The sequence below is a fragment of the Vampirovibrionales bacterium genome (assembly GCA_016712355.1).
In the GTDB taxonomy this organism is placed as follows: domain Bacteria; phylum Cyanobacteriota; class Vampirovibrionia; order Vampirovibrionales; family Vampirovibrionaceae; genus JADJRF01.
Window position 1 is genome coordinate 285,555 of the sequence record JADJRF010000005.1, and the last position, 15,385, is coordinate 300,939.

Sequence of the window (15,385 nt, forward strand, 5' to 3'; positions counted from 1 at the left end):
ATCAGGGGCGCGCGGTCACTTGCCAGATGCGCAGGTCGGCGCGGCGATCGTTAAATGCCAGTCTCAGGCGCGGCGAAATCTGCTGAATGGCGGGGCTGAGAGCGCTGGCCCCGGCGTCGGCGCTTCTACGATCTTCAACGATGTAATCGGCCCGTTGCAGCAACTCCTGCGCCAGGTCTTCGGTGGACTCCGTATTAATCGGAGGGCGCGCCCGGCGGCCGCTATAGCGCTCAATCTCTTCGGCAGATTGCGCCACCAGCCTGACATCTTGCGTCGTGTTTGCGCGCAACCAGCGAATGGCGCGCGAGTAACGATTTTTCGGCGACAAGCTGACCGCCTGGTCTTCATCGACCGCTTGCATCCCCAAGGCGGTTGCAGCGCCGCTATCGCGGGCAAACGCCTGCAAATGGCCATCGAGGCTATTGATGGCAATCAGAGCGGTTAACACGGGGAACGCGATATGCGCCATACGCGTTTGCAGAATCTTCTCCAAGCCGTGCGCCAGCCACAGCAGGCCGGTATACAGAAAAAACAACAGCAAGGGCAGCACCGGCGCGACTGACAGGCTGCTCTCCAACGGCAGGGTCAGAGACGTCAGAATAAACAAAATCGCATAGATGCCAGTGACGCCAGAGAACTGATAAAGACTGAATCCCAGTCCCGTAAGGGCCAGCAAGGCCACGCCCCAGCGAATCCAGCTCACTTGGGCATAGCGAAAGCGCAGGTCAGAAAAGCCCGTCTCGCGAAGCAGTGGCCCGGCCACATACTCAAATCGAACGGTTCCCAGCGTCGCATCAGTGATGTCGGCGCTGAGCGCATCTGCATTTTGCCAGAGCTGACGTCCAAAGCCCAGAGAGGAGCGCAAGGGGCTGAGCATCGCCCGGCGGCTTTCGGGATCTTCGACGCCTTGAACCTCCACGGTGGTCAGCGCATCATTGCTGCTGTAAAGCATATTGCGCGTCAGCCAGGGGCTCATAATCAGCGCGATGATGGCAACGACCGTGGCGGCTTGCTTGAACTCCAGCTTCGTCAGCGCCATCCACACAAAGGCGCCTAACAGGGCCAAGCCCAGATTCTTGGTTGCCAGCGCCGCGACCACCCACAGGCAGGTCCACACCAACGGCCAGCGCGCAATCGCGACCTTGCGATCAACAAAATACCGATCAATGAAAACCAGCGCCATCAACGAACAGATGAGATAGGTCATGGCAGGCGTCATGCTTTGCGCCGCCGACAGCGTGAGAGGAGACAGCGCGTAGAGGGCCGTAATATAGAAGCAATACGGCTTTTTAATGCGCCGACTCAAAAACGCGAACGTCAGGACAATCGACAGGAGATATAACGACAGATTGAGGGCCAGGAAGGCATCCGAGAGTTCCGGTCCGCTGACAGCGCCCACCAGCGTCATTACCAGCGCCAGTAAGGCGGGATAAAACGGCGGCGTTTGCAGGTAAGGCCCGTGGATGCCGCCATGGGTTAACGTATAGCCATCGCCCGAGGCCAGCGAACGCGCCAGCTCCAGAAATCGATTGCTCAGCGGCGCATTTTCAATCCAGTGCTGGCTGATATGGTCCCATAAGAACCAGCCCGCGATGAAGCACAGGCCGATAAAAACCCAATCGAACCACCAAGAGGCGTAAAATGGCTGTGATTTGTCGGCGCTCATACGCTCTATCATACCAGCCCGCACGAAAACGGGGCAGAGGGGGCGGCGTCAGGCCATGCCCTGCGCCCATGACCGCAGGCGCTGATGCGCAGCGGTCAGCGTTTGAGGCGTTTTGCTGAAACAAAAACGCACGTAACGGGCGCCATCCGGCTTATGGTGGAAAAAGCTGGAGCCCGGCACCACCGCCACGCCAACGCTTTCCACAAGATGGCGGGCGAAAGCGATATCATCCGAAAACCCCAGCGAGGCGATATCGGCAAACAGGTAATACGCACCCTGAGGCCGGAAGTACGGGATGCCCACATCGTCCAGAATCGCCATCATGGCATTACGCTTGGCGTTATAGTCGCTGGCCAGCTGATCAAAATAGGAGGGCGGCAGCGACAACGCCGTCACGCCTGCGCGTTGCAGGGGCGCGGGCGCGCCAACCGTTAGAAAATCGTGAACCTTGCGGATCGCCGCCGTCGTCGGGGCGTCGGCCAGCAGCCAGCCCACGCGCCAACCGGTCACGCTATAGGTTTTCGACAGCGCGTTGATGGCAATCGTCAGCGGCGCCATCCCCGGCAAGCTGCGCATGGACACATGCTCGGCGCCGTCGTACAGAATATATTCATAGATTTCATCTGTGATGCACAACACGCCCCACTGTTGGCAGCATTCGGCGATGAGCGCGAGTTCTTCGCGCGTAAAGACTTTACCCGTGGGGTTATTGGGGGTGTTAATGACAATGGCGCGCGTCCGATCGTTAAAGGCGGCCTTGAGCGCGGTCGGGTCGAAATGCCAGTCGGGCGCATGCAGCGTGACAAAGCGCGGAATCGCCCCGCACAGAATCGCGTCGGGGCCGTAGTTTTCGTAATACGGTTCAAACACGATGACCTCATCGCCCGGATTAACAGTGGCAATCATGGCCGCCGCCATCGCCTCGGTCGCGCCGCACGTGACGGTCAGCTCGGTGTGCGGATCGATGGGCATCCCCAGTCGGGGACGGTAATGGGCCGCGATGGCCTCGCGAAAATCCGCCGCCCCCCAGGTCACGGCATACTGATTGACGTCTTCGTAAAGGGCCTGAGCCGCCGCGCGTTTCAGTTCTTCGGGACACGGAAAGTCGGGAAAGCCCTGAGCGAGATTAATCGCGCCATGAGCGCTCGCCAGACGGCTCATCTCGCGAATCACGGACTCGCTGAAGGCATCGGCCTTCAACGAGGAAAACCCTCGGGTCATCACCTGCCGCCGCTCTCCTGCAAACGCTTACAAGCCTGATAAGAAGCGAAAACGAGCCCCTTAGCGCGCGCACGCCTCGGTTTTCTCGGGCTGTTCATAACGCCAACGCTCACCGCCACGCTCCCACGTCTGCAATTCGTCGGGGGAAAAGAACAGGGCCAGTTCGCGCTCGGCGCTCGCGACGCTGTCAGAACCATGAATCACGTTACGGCCCAAATCGACGGAAAAATCGCCGCGAATCGTGCCAGGAGCAGCATCCTTGGGATGCGTCGCCCCCATCATCGTCCGCGCGGCCGCCACCACGTTCGCCCCTTGCCACGCCATGGCGACAATCGGGCCGCTGGTAATAAACGCGACCAGGCCGCCGAAAAAAGGCTTCTCGCGATGCTCGCCATAATGCTGCTCGGCGCGCTCGCGGCTCACCTGCATCATCTTCAGGCCAATCAACTGAAAGCCCTTGCGCTCAAAGCGCTGGATAATCTCGCCGATCAGCCCGCGCTGCACGGCATCCGGTTTCAACGCAATAAAAGTTCGTTCCATTGTCGATCGATGAATCTCCCGGGATCTGTGGCCATAAAACCAGTTTAATAACTGCAGCGCCAAGCGGCTGCGCAACCTGCGGACTGACGAGACGCGCTATTTTTTCTCTTCGCGATACAGCACATGACGGCCCGCAATGGGGTCGTATTTGCGCAGTTCAAGACGTCCCGGATGCTTTTGCTTGTTTTTGCGCGAGTGGTACTCGTGCCCGGATTCCGTGCTTTTAAGGCGGATGTGGGTCACGCCCTTGCCTTTGCCTTTTTTGGCCATGGTATCGATAACTCCAGCTGGGATTGAGAAAACGAAAGGAGCCTGCATTGTACCAGAAAGGCATCGATTGCAAGCAGCCTGGCCCCGCCCTGGCCTGAGCAGCTCTTTGGGAAGGGAGAACCCGCAAACAGCCGGATACGGCATGGCGCCTGCGGATATGCGCCAGATATGCGGGCTTCTGAGGCAAAATCGGAGAAACGCCCGCCCATTCTGAGCGTTGCCAATTTCTTAATTTTTGCTTGCGGATATCAATTCGAGAACAACAGTTGTTTTTATTTATTTGAAGACTGATATTCTTCTGAGTCAGATCCGTTTCATGCTGAGTAATTAACCCCAGGTATCGTTCAGGGAAGAGAAATCTTGAAGGTGACCAGCCATGGGCGACGTGTCCCTTAAATTTCCAAATTTGATGACGATTCCCGTCGCTTCCTCTGACAAGAAAAGCGGCGCCGCTGACGCTGAGGCGTCCAGCGCAGCCGCAAGCGCAGAATCTACGGGAGATAGCGGCCAGAAGGGCTTCAGGGAAATCATGGCCGAGAGAAAGGCCGCCCAAGCCGAACAGGAAGCCAAGACGCAAGACAGCGTCAAAAAGACCGGCAACGCCGCAAAAGTGAACTTCATCGCAGGGCAGCATTTAGCGGGCAATTCCGAAAACGCGCCGGGCATTGTCAAAAAAGCCGCGCCCACCCCCGCGACCGAAGCTATTGAGCAAGCCGCCAAGAAGAAAAACGGGGCCGAGCCCTCTAAAACCGCAGCAGAGAAGCCTGCCGATAGCGTCGATAGCGCAGAAAAAACGCCCAGCAACCCGGACAATCCGGGCGAAGTAAGCTATGAGGAGGCAAAGCAGAGAGCCGAAGCCGCCAAAGCTAAACAGGCCGATAACAAAGAAGCGGACCAGAAAGAAACAGACAAAAAAGAAGCCGACAAGGTCGACGCGAAACAAGCGGCTACCGCAGCGGCGCAGCAGAAAAAAGACGAGGAAAAACAAACCGCCGAACTCGAAAAACAAAAACAGGAAGCCGCCAAGCTCGAACAAAAACGTGCAGAAGAAATTGAAAAGGCTCAGAAAGAAGCCGCCGCCAAAGCAGCAGACAGCCCAAAAGATCTCAAGCCGTCCAAAGCCCCGGTCGTGGCCGAGCAAACCGTCAAGGCGGCGGAAGCGCCCTCCAATCCGGCGCCGAAACCGACTTCCGTCACCACGTCTTCTGCGTCGCTGACCGATCCGCGCGCCAACGTCAATACCGCCAGCCGCGAAACCGTGACGCGCACCGCGCAGGAAGCGGCAGCAGCGCCCGCCAGTTCAGCGGCCACGGCCTCCACCGCCAGTATTCAAACCAGCCAGTCGACCGCAGTTAGCGCCATTAGCGCGCCGGCCTCGAACGCGAGCGGCTCGAATGCGGCCGTTCAAAACGCCGTCAGCAGCGGCGAGGCGGCGGTTCAAAAAGTAATGGCCAATGCGACGCAAAGCATTGACGCCATTGTCGCAGACGGCGAAGCGGCGGTTGCAAACGCCTCAGACCGCATGGCGTATTCGCTGGAAAACGCGACGCGCGCCAAAACCGCCTCTGAACAGGAAGCCGCTCTGTACAGCGCAGAGCAAGCCGCCGACTCCGCTACCCAGACCGTGCAGTCGACCGCTGATAAAGCAGCCAGCGCCGCACAATACTATGACGGCGTCGCGCAACAAACCGCAGAAAGCTCTCGCCAGCGCGTCGAGCAGCTTGTCGAACAGGATCGCGCGCGCAAAGAGGAGACCAAACTCCGAAAAGCTCAAGCTAAAGAAGAGAAAAAAGCTGCCAACGACGCTTCGGGCAAACCCAGCCTGGCCGATCGCGTCGCCAACTGGACAAACCGGACGTTTGACGGCATTGCGTCTCTGGCCTTGGGCGCGCCGCAACCGGCAAAAGACCCCATGTTCACCGGCCTGTTTGAAACCGCTCCGGCTGCTTGGTCTTCAGGAGGCGCGTCAACCGCGAGCGGCATGCCGTGGTCTCAGGTTCAGCCCATGTCGCCAACCGCGCAACCGGTGGGTAGACGCCAGCTCCGCGCATAAGCAACGCACAGGCGATGCTCTCAGGCGACGCCCCGGCTTTTCTCTCGCTCACTCTCACTTTATAACGTCGCAATCGACGCGGCCCGCTTCACTCGCGGGCCGCGTCTTGCTATCGGCTGGTTTTTTGGCCATGATAGGCCCTTGTTCGTCCGCCTGTTATTCAGGCGCAGGGCTGTAAACGGCCTGTATCAACCGCGCGAGGAGCGACATCGCCATGTGTGGAATCGTTGGCTATCTGGGCAAGCGCTCGGTTATTCCGATCATGATTGAAAGCCTGCGCACGCTGGAGTATCGCGGGTATGATTCGGCGGGCGTGGCGTTTCTGGATCCGCAGAATGCGTTTCATGTGTATAAGGCGGCGGGCAAGCTGATGAATCTGGAGCAATTGCTCGCCCAGACGCTAACGCCTGCCATGACGGCCGGAAACGCCAGCGGACTGCATGTCGGCATCGGCCATATCCGCTGGGCGACGCACGGCGCAGCCAACGATATCAATGCGCATCCGCATATGGGCGATCAGCAGGAAATCGCGCTGGTTCACAACGGCATTATCGAGAATTACTACGAGATTAAGCAGGCGCTGCAAGCCAAAGGCCGTTCGTTTGTGTCGGATACCGATACCGAATGCGTCGTTCAACTGCTGGAGCAACTGGCCAGCGAGATGCCGTGCGAGACGGTCGACGACTTTCGCGCGATTATCCGCGAGACGCTGCAACGCGTCGAGGGCGCCTATGCGCTGAGCATTATTCACAAGCGCTTTCCGGCGCGCCTGTTCGCCGTGCGTCATCATGCGCCGCTGGTGGTGGGCGAGGCTTTTGTAGACAAAGGGCGCAGCGACGAGCGCGAATACGTCATCGCCAGCGATGCGGTCGCCATTGCGCCGCACACCCAGCGCATCCTGTTTTTACGCGATCAGGAGATCGTCGACGTCGGACCCGACGGCATTCACCTGTGCGATCTTGACGGCGGCGCGCTGACCCCGGAGCTGGAAACCGTGAATATGGGCCCGCTGCAAATCGACAAAAAGGGCTTCAAGCACTTCATGCTCAAGGAGATTCATGAACAGCCTGACGTCGTGCGCAATTCACTCAGCGGACGCCTGCTGGATCCCCACCATCCGATTCGGCTGCTGCCCCTGGAATCGGAAGATTCTCCTGCCGTCGAGCAGCTTGAAGCGCTGCTGAAGAAAACGTCTCGACTGGTGATTGTCGGCTGCGGCACGTCGTATAACGCCGGGCTGGTAGGCAAGTATTTCATTGAAGATCTGGTCCGCATTCCCGTCGAGGTGGAATCGGCGGGCGAGTATCGTTACCGCAACCCGATTGTCGACGAAAACACCCTGCTGGTCGCCATCTCGCAATCCGGCGAAACCGCCGACACGCTACAGGCAACCCGACAAGCGGCGCGGCTGGGCGCGCGCGTCTTAACCATCACCAACCGCGAAGACTCCACCTTGGGGCGCGAATCGGATTTGGCCGTGCCCGTGCGCGCGGGGGTAGAAGTCAGCGTTTGCGCCACCAAGAGCTTCACCGCCCAGATCATCGCCCTGTACCTGCTCGGGCTGGCGATGGCCGAATTGCGCCAAAGCGCAGATCCCCAGCGACTGAGCGATCTCAAGGCCGGGTTACTGCGCATTCCGGCGCAAATAGAATCAGCGCTCAGCGCCCCGGAGCCAATTCAGGCGATTGCGCGGCATTTTTGCTCGACGCGAAACGCGCTGTTCATTGCGCGCGGCATTAACTTTCCCGTGGCGCTGGAAGGCGCGCTCAAACTCAAGGAAATCAGCTATATTCACGCCGAAGGCTATTCCGCCAGCGAATTGAAGCATGGGCCCATCGCGATGCTTGATGATTCACTGCCGATTTTCGCTGTGGTGACGCAAGGTCCGCTACTGGAGAAGATGATTTCCAACTGCCAGGAAGCCAAGGCGCGCGACGCCCATGTGATCGCCTTTACCAGCGCAACGCTGGACAGCAACAAGGCGGCGCAAACATTTGAATCTATCGTGGCAATGCCTCAAACCGACGAGCTGCTGTCGCCGCTGATCATGACGGTCCCGCTCCAACTGCTGGCGTACTATATGGCCGAATATCTGGGCAAAGACGTGGATCAGCCCCGCAACCTCGCCAAAAGCGTCACGGTCGAATAGAACGTCAAACGCCCCTCGGAATTCGCCCCCCCTAAGCCTGCGATTACGACAGGGCGGCGCGCGACAGGCCTCGATTCAGGGCGGCGTCGGCTTCATAGACCAGCTTGCCATCTACCCAGGTCGCTTTGGCCGTCAGCGTGGCCGCGTCCCAGAGAACGAGATCAGCCAGACACCCGGGAGCAATGCGGCCCAAGTCCTCTGAGCGGCCCAAATATTCTGCGGGCGTGGCGCTGGCCATGGTGAGCGCCTGCTCAAAGCCCAGCGTCCGACTCTTCACCAGACGACGAATACAATCGTCCAGTAGAAACGCCGCCCCCGCCAGATTGCCTTCCTCGTTGCGGGCTTCTCCACGGCGCAGCGTCACGGTCTGGCCCGCAAAGACGCATTGAGAGCCTTCCGGCAAACCCGCCAGCGCCATGGCGTCGGACACCAGCATGATGCGATTGAGTCCTTTGGCGCGCACCGCCGCCTGCAGCGCGGTCGGATGCACATGCACGCCGTCAGCGATGATTTCGGCATAAAGCTGCGGGATAGCCAGCGTTGCGCCAATCACGCCGGGATCGCGGTGATGGAAGGGACGCATGGCGTTATACAGATGGGTGACCCCGCTCACCCCCTGCGAGACGGCGCGCGTGATCTCGTCACTGCCGGCGTTGGTGTGGCCCGCGTTGACGCGAACGCCTTTTTCCGTCAGGTACTGGATTTTAAGGCCCTGGGGATCGCGCTCGGGGGCCAGCGTCATGATCCGCACATGCGGCGACGTGAAGGCGCGCAGTTCTTCGATACCGATGGATTCAGGAATGTCCTCCGCCGGGTGCGCGCCGCGGTAGCGCGCGGAAATATAGGGGCCTTCCACGTGGATGGCGATCATGCGGCATAAATCGGGCCGGGCCTGATGAATCGTCTCTTCCAGCGTGTTGATGGCCGTCAGCATGTCCATGGTCGCCGCCGTAATGACCGTCGGCGCAACGGAGGTCACGCCGCGCGCGGCCAGCAGACGCAACGCCCTCTGAATCTCAGCAATGGGGGCCGCGTTAAAATCGCAGCCAAACGCGCCGTTAATATGCAGATCGATTAAGCCAGGGGTGAGCAGCGCGCCTTCGGCGTTAATCACCTCTACGTCGTCATGATTGAGCAGCAGCGCGCCCGGCGTCTCGGCTTCCAGAGCCAGAATGCGCGCGCCTTCAAGGATGACGGTCTCCTCATAGAACCGGCCGTCCGGTTTGAGAACCCGGGCCCCGGCAATCAGGGTTAAAGCGCCATGACGGGTCACAATCGCGCGTCGCCTCTCTGAGAAATCTGACCTGCCTGAAGTGAATCCTGACGTAAATCTCTTTGCCACGCAGCCCCACGACTGCGAGCGGATCGTCTGCGATTATAAACGAAAGGCTCATGAAAGCGAACGCAGGCAAGAGCCCCGAATGGGGTCGATGCCAGAGGTTTGATGTTCGCGTCATGCCGCTGATGCGCAGGATTCGGGGCTTGAATTTTCTCAAGTCCTGATCCAAAATGCCGTATCGGGCTTGATGCCGCGCCTGCATCGGCGCAGCCGTTCCCGGCGGATTTCACAGGCAGGCCCCGAAAAAGGCGTCGTCAATCAGACGGAACGCCGGGCAGTATGGTCAAATGCGCAACGAGTTGCGGGAGGAAGCATGCAAGATTTATCCGGTTACAAAGATCTGTCCAGACCCCCCATGATGGGAAGCGCCAGCGGGGCAGGCGCCAGCCATGACGAACCCGAACGCGCCAGCGCTGCGCCCAGCGCCGCCACCATGACCCCGGCCGCCATGGGCTTTGATAAAATGCCCGCCCTGCACCCGGACTCCCACGATCTGGGGCTCGACGTCGATACGGAATTCAGCAACAACGTGCGCACGCTGATCCGCCTGGTCAACGACCTGCCCGATGGCGTGACCAAGCAGACTGGGGCGCAAATCATCCGTCTGACCATGGAAGCCATGGGCATTTCAATGGAAGACGTGCTGACGGAAGCCCAATCCGCCCAGTCAGAAATGCTCGACGCGGTGCGCGCCAATATCAAGAAAATCGAAGAGTATAAAACCGTCATTCGTAAGCTGGAGTCCGATATCAAGTACTATCAGGGCAAAGCCAACGAGCTGTCGGAAATCATCGATCTGTTTATTCTGTCCAACACGTCGCCCAAGCTGCCCAACGTCGATGACATGGGCAATCGCTAAGTCCCGCTGCGCGCGGGATAAAGGCAGACGTTGATGTCGTTTCGCCCCTGGCAATGGAAGTCAGCCTTGTCTGCGCTGGGATTGCTGGGGCTGTGCGCTTTGACAGGCTGCGGCGCCTCGCTGACAGAGAAATCTTCAGACGTGGACGCAGGCGCCCCGTCATTGTCCGCGCAGCAGGAGCAGGAACGCCAACGCGCGCTTGACGCCTATCATGAGGCTTGGCGTACCGTCACGCGCGATTATCTGGATCCGACGTTCAACGGTCAGGCGCCGGAGCGTTGGAAACACTGGCGCACACGCTATGACGACGCCTTACGCGCGCCTGCCGACGCGTATGTGGCCATTGACGCCATGTTGGCGACGCTGGGCGACGATTACACCCGGTTTCTGCCGCCGCGCGAAATGAGCGATCAGAGCATGGAAATCGACTCGCGCGTGTTTGGCGTGGGTATTCAGATCGCCTTGCGCGAGGGGCGCGTGACCGTAATGGGCGTTCTGCCCAATGGGCCCGCCGCCGCCGCCGGCCTGGAAGCGCGCGATGTGATTGACGCCATTGACGGCGTGTCTGCGCGTACCATCACGCTGGAAGAAGCCGCCGATCGCATTCGCGGGCCGCAAGGCACGCCCGTACGCCTCACCCTGCAACGCCCCGAAGGCGCTTCGCGCGTTAAAACCCTCGTCAAAACCCTGCGCCGCGCCGAAGTTTCGATTCAGTCGGCCTTTATCAAGCCGCTTGCCCAGAATCCTGACATCGGCTATATTCGCCTGAATTCCTTTATCAGCGAAAAGGCTGACGACGAGATGCGCGCCGCACTAAAGCAATTACGCGGCAAGCGGGCGCTGATTCTGGATTTACGCCATAATTATGGCGGCTTGCTGTCCAACGCCGTCTCCATTGCAGATTTGTTTTTGAAAGACGGCGTGATTGTCTCGATTGTGGGCCGTCGCCACCGGCCCGTACGCGTTGAAAGCGCGCGTGACGACGGCGAGCAAGACGTCATGACGCCGCTTGCGATTCTTATTGACGGCGGCAGCGCCAGCGCCAGCGAGATTCTTAGCGGGGCCCTGCAAGATCATCATCGCGCGATGCTGGTGGGCGAACGCTCGTTTGGCAAGGGACTGGTCCAGAAAATCGAGCCGCTGTCGGGCGGCGCGGGCCTGAATATCACCATCTCGAAATACCTGACGCCCAATGGGGTGGATATCAACCACAAGGGCATTTCTCCCGATATTACGATTCCCCTGACGATTGACGATCTGCGCGCTGGCCGCGATCCGCAGTTGCAGGGCGCCATTACCGCGCTTCGCCGCCAATTGGCGACGCAAGCCCCGCGCGCGCCTCACAAAAAAGCCTCCTGAGCCGATGTCGCCGCTGGATGCCACGCAAGCCCGCACGCTATTAGACGCCGCGCGTGAGGCCGCAGCCCATCATTATGCGCCCTATAGCCGCTATGCCGTCGGCGCAGCGCTTCTCACAGATCAGGGAGAGATTATCGCGGGCGCCAATATCGAAAACATCAGCTACGGGCTGACGTTGTGCGCCGAGCGCGTCGCGATTGCCTGCGCCGTCTCGCGGGGCCTGCGCACATTCAGCGCTATTGCCGTCTGGGCTCAGGAAGAATCCTTTGGGGCCGTCACCCCGTGCGGCGCATGCCGCCAGACCATGGCGGAATTCATGACAGGCGAGACGCTGGTGATCAGCGCTGACGGGGCTACTGGCGCGCTACGACAAACGCTGTTGGGCGACCTGTTGCCTGACGCCTTCCAGGGCAAGGGTCTGACGACGAGCACTGGCGAGGCGCCCTGTTAGATTTTTACGGCTTACCCTGCCGCTTCGAGAAGCGAACAGACGCGGGGATCGGCATCTTCAAGGTAGACGCCCACGCCTGCATCAAGGCGATACGTCAGTTCGATAATCGTCAGCGCGGCATCCAGTTGCGATTCTCGCGACAAGCCTTTAAGGGTTTCCAGCATATACCAGGAGGCGTCATCCATGGTCTCGCGGCGGTTCTGGAGGAACGACCACTGCGGGCGGCGGCGCTTCAGGGCCGGATACTCGCGCACAACGCCCTGAGACTCCAGATTCTGGAAGACGGTGTTACAAATTTTGGCCTGATCGGCGCTGGAGATGTTCCGTAAGAGGCTAATCGCCATCGAGAGGGTGGGGTCCTGATCATACCAGCGCTTATTTGGCACGCACATTGATTCCTATTTGTTGGCTCCACGGGACACGCATTGCTTTTTCTATCGGCGGCGCGGCGCAAAAATGAAGGGTTTATTAAATAATTTTTACACAAAGCGCGCCGGGCCGCGGACGCGTCAGGGAATCGACAGGCGCAGCCATGCTGCCAGATGCGGCCCGAAGGCCAGCGCCCCAACGACAACTGCGGTCAGCGCAGAAACCAGACAGGCGGAGGCGGCGGCATCCTTGGCGATTTTAGCCATCAGGCTGAATTCGCCCTCGGTGTATAAATCGCCCAGCGCTTCAATGGCGGTATTGAGGATTTCCGCCGTCCAGACCAGGCCGATGGCGAGCGTAACCCCCATCCATTCAATCGGCGAAAGCCTCGTCAACACGCCCGCCAAGGCCACGCAAGCCGCCAACGCCAGGTGAATCCGAAAATTCCGTTGTGTCCGCACTACGTAATCGAGCCCGGCCACGGCATAGCGCAGACTGTGCCAGAACGTCCGGGCGCGGAATCTACGACGACGCGACATGCACACCCGCTTTCTGCGCGCTCATGACGACACGCCTTCGAGAAAGGCGCGCGTGGCAGCCTGTTGGGGATCGACTAAAATCTGTTGCGGCGGTCCCTGTTCAATGACGCGTCCACGATCAACAAACGCGACGCGCGTGGCAATGGTCTCAGCCAGCCGCACCGAATGCGAGGCGAGCACAAGCGTCACGCCTTGTGCGGCCACATCGGCGATCATCGCGCGCACTTCGCCTGCCATTCGCGGATCGAGCGCGCTGGTCGGTTCATCCAGTAGAATCAGCGACGGCGCCATCGCCAGCGCCCGCGCAATCGCCACGCGCTGTTGCTGCCCCCCCGACAAGCGATCCGGGTAAGAGTGAGCGCGATCGGCCAAACCGATGCGGCGTAAGAGCGCATACGCGGTGTCACGCGCCGTCTCAGGCGGCGTTTTCGTAACGCGGGTCGGTCCCAGCGTTAAATTCTCCAGCACGGTCATGTGCGGAAACAAATTAAATTGCTGAAAGACCATGCCAATTTCGGTGCGCAGACGCTGTAAATTCGTTCCCTCGGCATGGACTGGCGCGCCACGAAATCGCACGTCGCCGCGCTCGGGGACTTCCAGCGCATTGATGCAGCGCAGGGCCGTGGTTTTCCCGCAGCCGGAACTGCCCATTAACACCAGGGTTTCGCCGGGAGCCACGCTGAGCGAAAATCCGCACAGCGCAGGTTGCCCGCCAAAGGACTTCTCGACGCCGTCCAATGTGAGGATGGGGGGCGGCAGAGAGGTCATGAAGCGCCCTGCAAGCGTTGCAGCGCCAGCGTCACTTCCGGCGATTCCGGATTCAGCGCCTTGGCGCGCTGATACCGCTCAAGCGCTTGCGCCGTACGGCCAGTCAGCTCATACGCGAGCCCCAGTTGGTACTGGGCGGCGGCGGAAGCGGGATTCAGCAGCGTCGCGGTCTCCAGGGGCGCAACAGCGCTTTCCGGGCGACCCGACTGCTGCTGTAACGCGCCCAGAATCAGATACGCGCCATAAGCCGCCGGTCCCAGTCGGGCGCCGGGCTCCGCCGGCAATAGCGACGCCAATCGCTGGATGGCCTGCGGGCGATCGCCTTGCAGATACAACGCCACCGCATAGCGACTCAGGTAGCGATCGCGCATGGCATGGATATCTGCCAGGCGCATGGCCCGCTCATAGGCGCGCAGCGCGTCGGGCCAATTACGGGTCTGAATCAGCGCTTCACCCTGAGCGGCCTGAATGGCGGGATTTTCGGGATCCTGTTGCGCGGCCTGCTGAATCAGCGCCAAGGCGCGGGCGACATTACCGCCCTGATAGGCGGCAACCGCCTGGCTCATCAAGCCGGCAGCAGTTGCAGACGGCGCATTCGGCGTCTGGACATTCGAAGCGGCGGCAGGAGCGACGACCGCCGCCATGGCCATCGGCTCGACGGGGGCGGCGCCGGTCGCGCGAAACGCCTTCAGATCAACGACGCGCGCCTCGTCTGTGGGCGAGGCAAGCGTATACACTCTCGGATCGCCAGAAATGGTATAAGTCAGCGGCGGCGCTCCCCCTGCATAGTGCGGCAGCGGCGGGGCGGCGGGATCCATTAAGGCAGCAGCGGACGTGGGTCTCGACAGACGGCGCTGGGCTGAGGCGCCTGAGGCCGGACGTTCAGCGCGGGTCCATTCGCGGGTGACGACCGTCCTGCCAATAATCAGCGGGAGGGTTTTAGCGGGCGTTGTCTGACTGTCGACAAGGGCGGCCGGAGACAGCGCACGCTCAGGCGGGCTCTGAAACGCCTCGCGCGCGATGGGGCCCGAAACATCGCTTCTGTCAGCCGCCGACACGAAGCCATTCGCCATCAGGGCCCACGCCACGGCCAGCGCAACAGTCAGAACCGGGTTGATGGCGGGGCGGGGCATCGACGGGATCCTTTTTTAAACGATCTCCCTAGCATTTATTCTAGCCGGAAGCGTGACGAACGCCTAGACGCCGACGGGCGTTTCAGCGACGCGCGTCGTGCTGGGCCAGCGCTTGATTTTGAAGCGAGACGACTTGCTGATAGGCGTCTTCGCTGTCGTGATGCCGCCCCAGTAAGTGCAACAAGCCATGAGCCAGACGCTCGCGCAAAAAACGTGCGGCATCGCCGCGATGCGCAGGTTCTTCATCGACATGCGCCAGCGCCCATTCCCACGACAAGAATACGCTGCCCAGTTGCGCCGTCGGCAGGCGGGCCCACTGCGCGCGCTGAGGCGATTCGGCAAACAGGCTGAAGGTCAGCACATCGGTCGCGCCGGTTTTCTGGCGATACTGCTCGTTAAGTTCGGCCATGTCAGCGTCATTCACCAGAATAATCTCTGCTTCCCAGCGCTGGCCGTTCGCTCGCAGGTCCAACGCCTGCGGAATACCCGCCGCAATGAACGTCTCAATCGCATCCTGACAAAAATCCGCAAACCCCGCGACAAAATCCCGAAACCAGGGCGGCGGGGACGAAGACATGGGCGCACCCTGCCAGAATAAGATGGCGATGAGAGGCGGGGCTTGCGTTTCGCTCAATAAAAGCAGCGATGGCTGCGGGGCGTTCTGCATCA

General features: G+C 60.3%; 15 protein-coding genes. 5 read left to right on the forward strand and 10 right to left on the reverse strand.

The annotated features are described in order from the left end of the window. Position 1: 1 nt before the first annotated feature. From IPK79_02720 to rpmG, 4 genes are all read right to left on the reverse strand, one after another. Positions 2-1,666, reverse strand: a complete 1,665-nt coding sequence (locus IPK79_02720) for a hypothetical protein (protein ID MBK8189340.1) — start codon at positions 1,664-1,666, stop codon at positions 2-4. Between the two features lie 48 nt (positions 1,667-1,714). Further along, positions 1,715-2,887, reverse strand: coding sequence for an aminotransferase class I/II-fold pyridoxal phosphate-dependent enzyme (locus tag IPK79_02725; protein MBK8189341.1), 1,173 nt, complete (start codon positions 2,885-2,887; stop codon positions 1,715-1,717). A gap of 60 nt (positions 2,888-2,947) precedes the next feature. After that, positions 2,948-3,427 (reverse strand): nucleoside-diphosphate kinase, encoded by a 480-nt coding sequence (gene ndk, locus IPK79_02730; GenBank protein MBK8189342.1) that lies wholly within the window; start codon positions 3,425-3,427, stop codon positions 2,948-2,950. Between the two features lie 96 nt (positions 3,428-3,523). Next, positions 3,524-3,697, reverse strand: coding sequence for a 50S ribosomal protein L33 (gene rpmG, locus IPK79_02735; protein MBK8189343.1), 174 nt, complete (start codon positions 3,695-3,697; stop codon positions 3,524-3,526). Positions 3,698-4,073: 376 nt separating this feature from the next. Here rpmG and IPK79_02740 point away from each other — a divergent pair, with 376 nt between their 5' ends. Next, positions 4,074-5,750 (forward strand): hypothetical protein, encoded by a 1,677-nt coding sequence (locus tag IPK79_02740; protein MBK8189344.1) that lies wholly within the window; start codon positions 4,074-4,076, stop codon positions 5,748-5,750. Between the two features lie 214 nt (positions 5,751-5,964). Next, positions 5,965-7,899 carry a glutamine--fructose-6-phosphate transaminase (isomerizing) gene (gene glmS, locus IPK79_02745; GenBank protein MBK8189345.1) on the forward strand — a complete coding sequence of 645 codons (1,935 nt, stop codon included), beginning with the start codon at positions 5,965-5,967 and terminating at the stop codon, positions 7,897-7,899. A 43-nt stretch (positions 7,900-7,942) separates the two neighbouring features. Here glmS and nagA read toward each other — a convergent pair whose 3' ends face one another. Then, entirely contained in the window at positions 7,943-9,172 is a 1,230-nt protein-coding gene (nagA, locus tag IPK79_02750) for an N-acetylglucosamine-6-phosphate deacetylase (GenBank protein MBK8189346.1), read from the reverse strand. Positions 9,173-9,551: 379 nt separating this feature from the next. On the opposite strand from nagA, the gene IPK79_02755 reads away from it, so the two are divergent. From IPK79_02755 to IPK79_02765, 3 genes are read left to right on the forward strand one after another with little or no spacing between them, the layout of a single operon-like run. Beyond that, entirely contained in the window at positions 9,552-10,097 is a 546-nt protein-coding gene (locus IPK79_02755; protein ID MBK8189347.1) for a hypothetical protein, read from the forward strand. 33 nt (positions 10,098-10,130) lie between these two features. Beyond that, a complete protein-coding gene (locus tag IPK79_02760) occupies positions 10,131-11,456 on the forward strand; it encodes a S41 family peptidase (protein MBK8189348.1) in 1,326 nt (441 codons plus the stop codon). Positions 11,457-11,460: 4 nt separating this feature from the next. Next, complete coding sequence (locus IPK79_02765; GenBank protein ID MBK8189349.1) at positions 11,461-11,907, forward strand: cytidine deaminase; 447 nt, start codon at positions 11,461-11,463, stop codon at positions 11,905-11,907. An 11-nt stretch (positions 11,908-11,918) separates the two neighbouring features. Here IPK79_02765 and IPK79_02770 read toward each other — a convergent pair whose 3' ends face one another. The 5 genes from IPK79_02770 to ybeY all read right to left on the reverse strand — a co-directional run bounded on the left by IPK79_02770 (position 11,919) and on the right by ybeY (position 15,383). Beyond that, the gene (locus IPK79_02770) at positions 11,919-12,293 is read right to left on the reverse strand and encodes a hypothetical protein (GenBank protein ID MBK8189350.1); all 375 of its coding nucleotides are present in this window, start codon (positions 12,291-12,293) and stop codon (positions 11,919-11,921) included. Between the two features lie 123 nt (positions 12,294-12,416). Next, positions 12,417-12,815 carry a diacylglycerol kinase family protein gene (locus tag IPK79_02775; GenBank protein ID MBK8189351.1) on the reverse strand — a complete coding sequence of 133 codons (399 nt, stop codon included), beginning with the start codon at positions 12,813-12,815 and terminating at the stop codon, positions 12,417-12,419. A gap of 21 nt (positions 12,816-12,836) precedes the next feature. Beyond that, the gene (locus IPK79_02780) at positions 12,837-13,583 is read right to left on the reverse strand and encodes an amino acid ABC transporter ATP-binding protein (GenBank protein MBK8189352.1); all 747 of its coding nucleotides are present in this window, start codon (positions 13,581-13,583) and stop codon (positions 12,837-12,839) included. Beyond that, on the reverse strand, positions 13,580-14,716 hold the full coding sequence (locus IPK79_02785; protein MBK8189353.1) for a tetratricopeptide repeat protein: 1,137 nt from the start codon (positions 14,714-14,716) through the stop codon (positions 13,580-13,582). The genes IPK79_02780 and IPK79_02785 overlap by 4 nt, the downstream gene beginning before the upstream one ends. A gap of 82 nt (positions 14,717-14,798) precedes the next feature. After that, complete coding sequence (ybeY, locus tag IPK79_02790) at positions 14,799-15,383, reverse strand: rRNA maturation RNase YbeY (GenBank protein MBK8189354.1); 585 nt, start codon at positions 15,381-15,383, stop codon at positions 14,799-14,801. Positions 15,384-15,385: the final 2 nt, after the last annotated feature.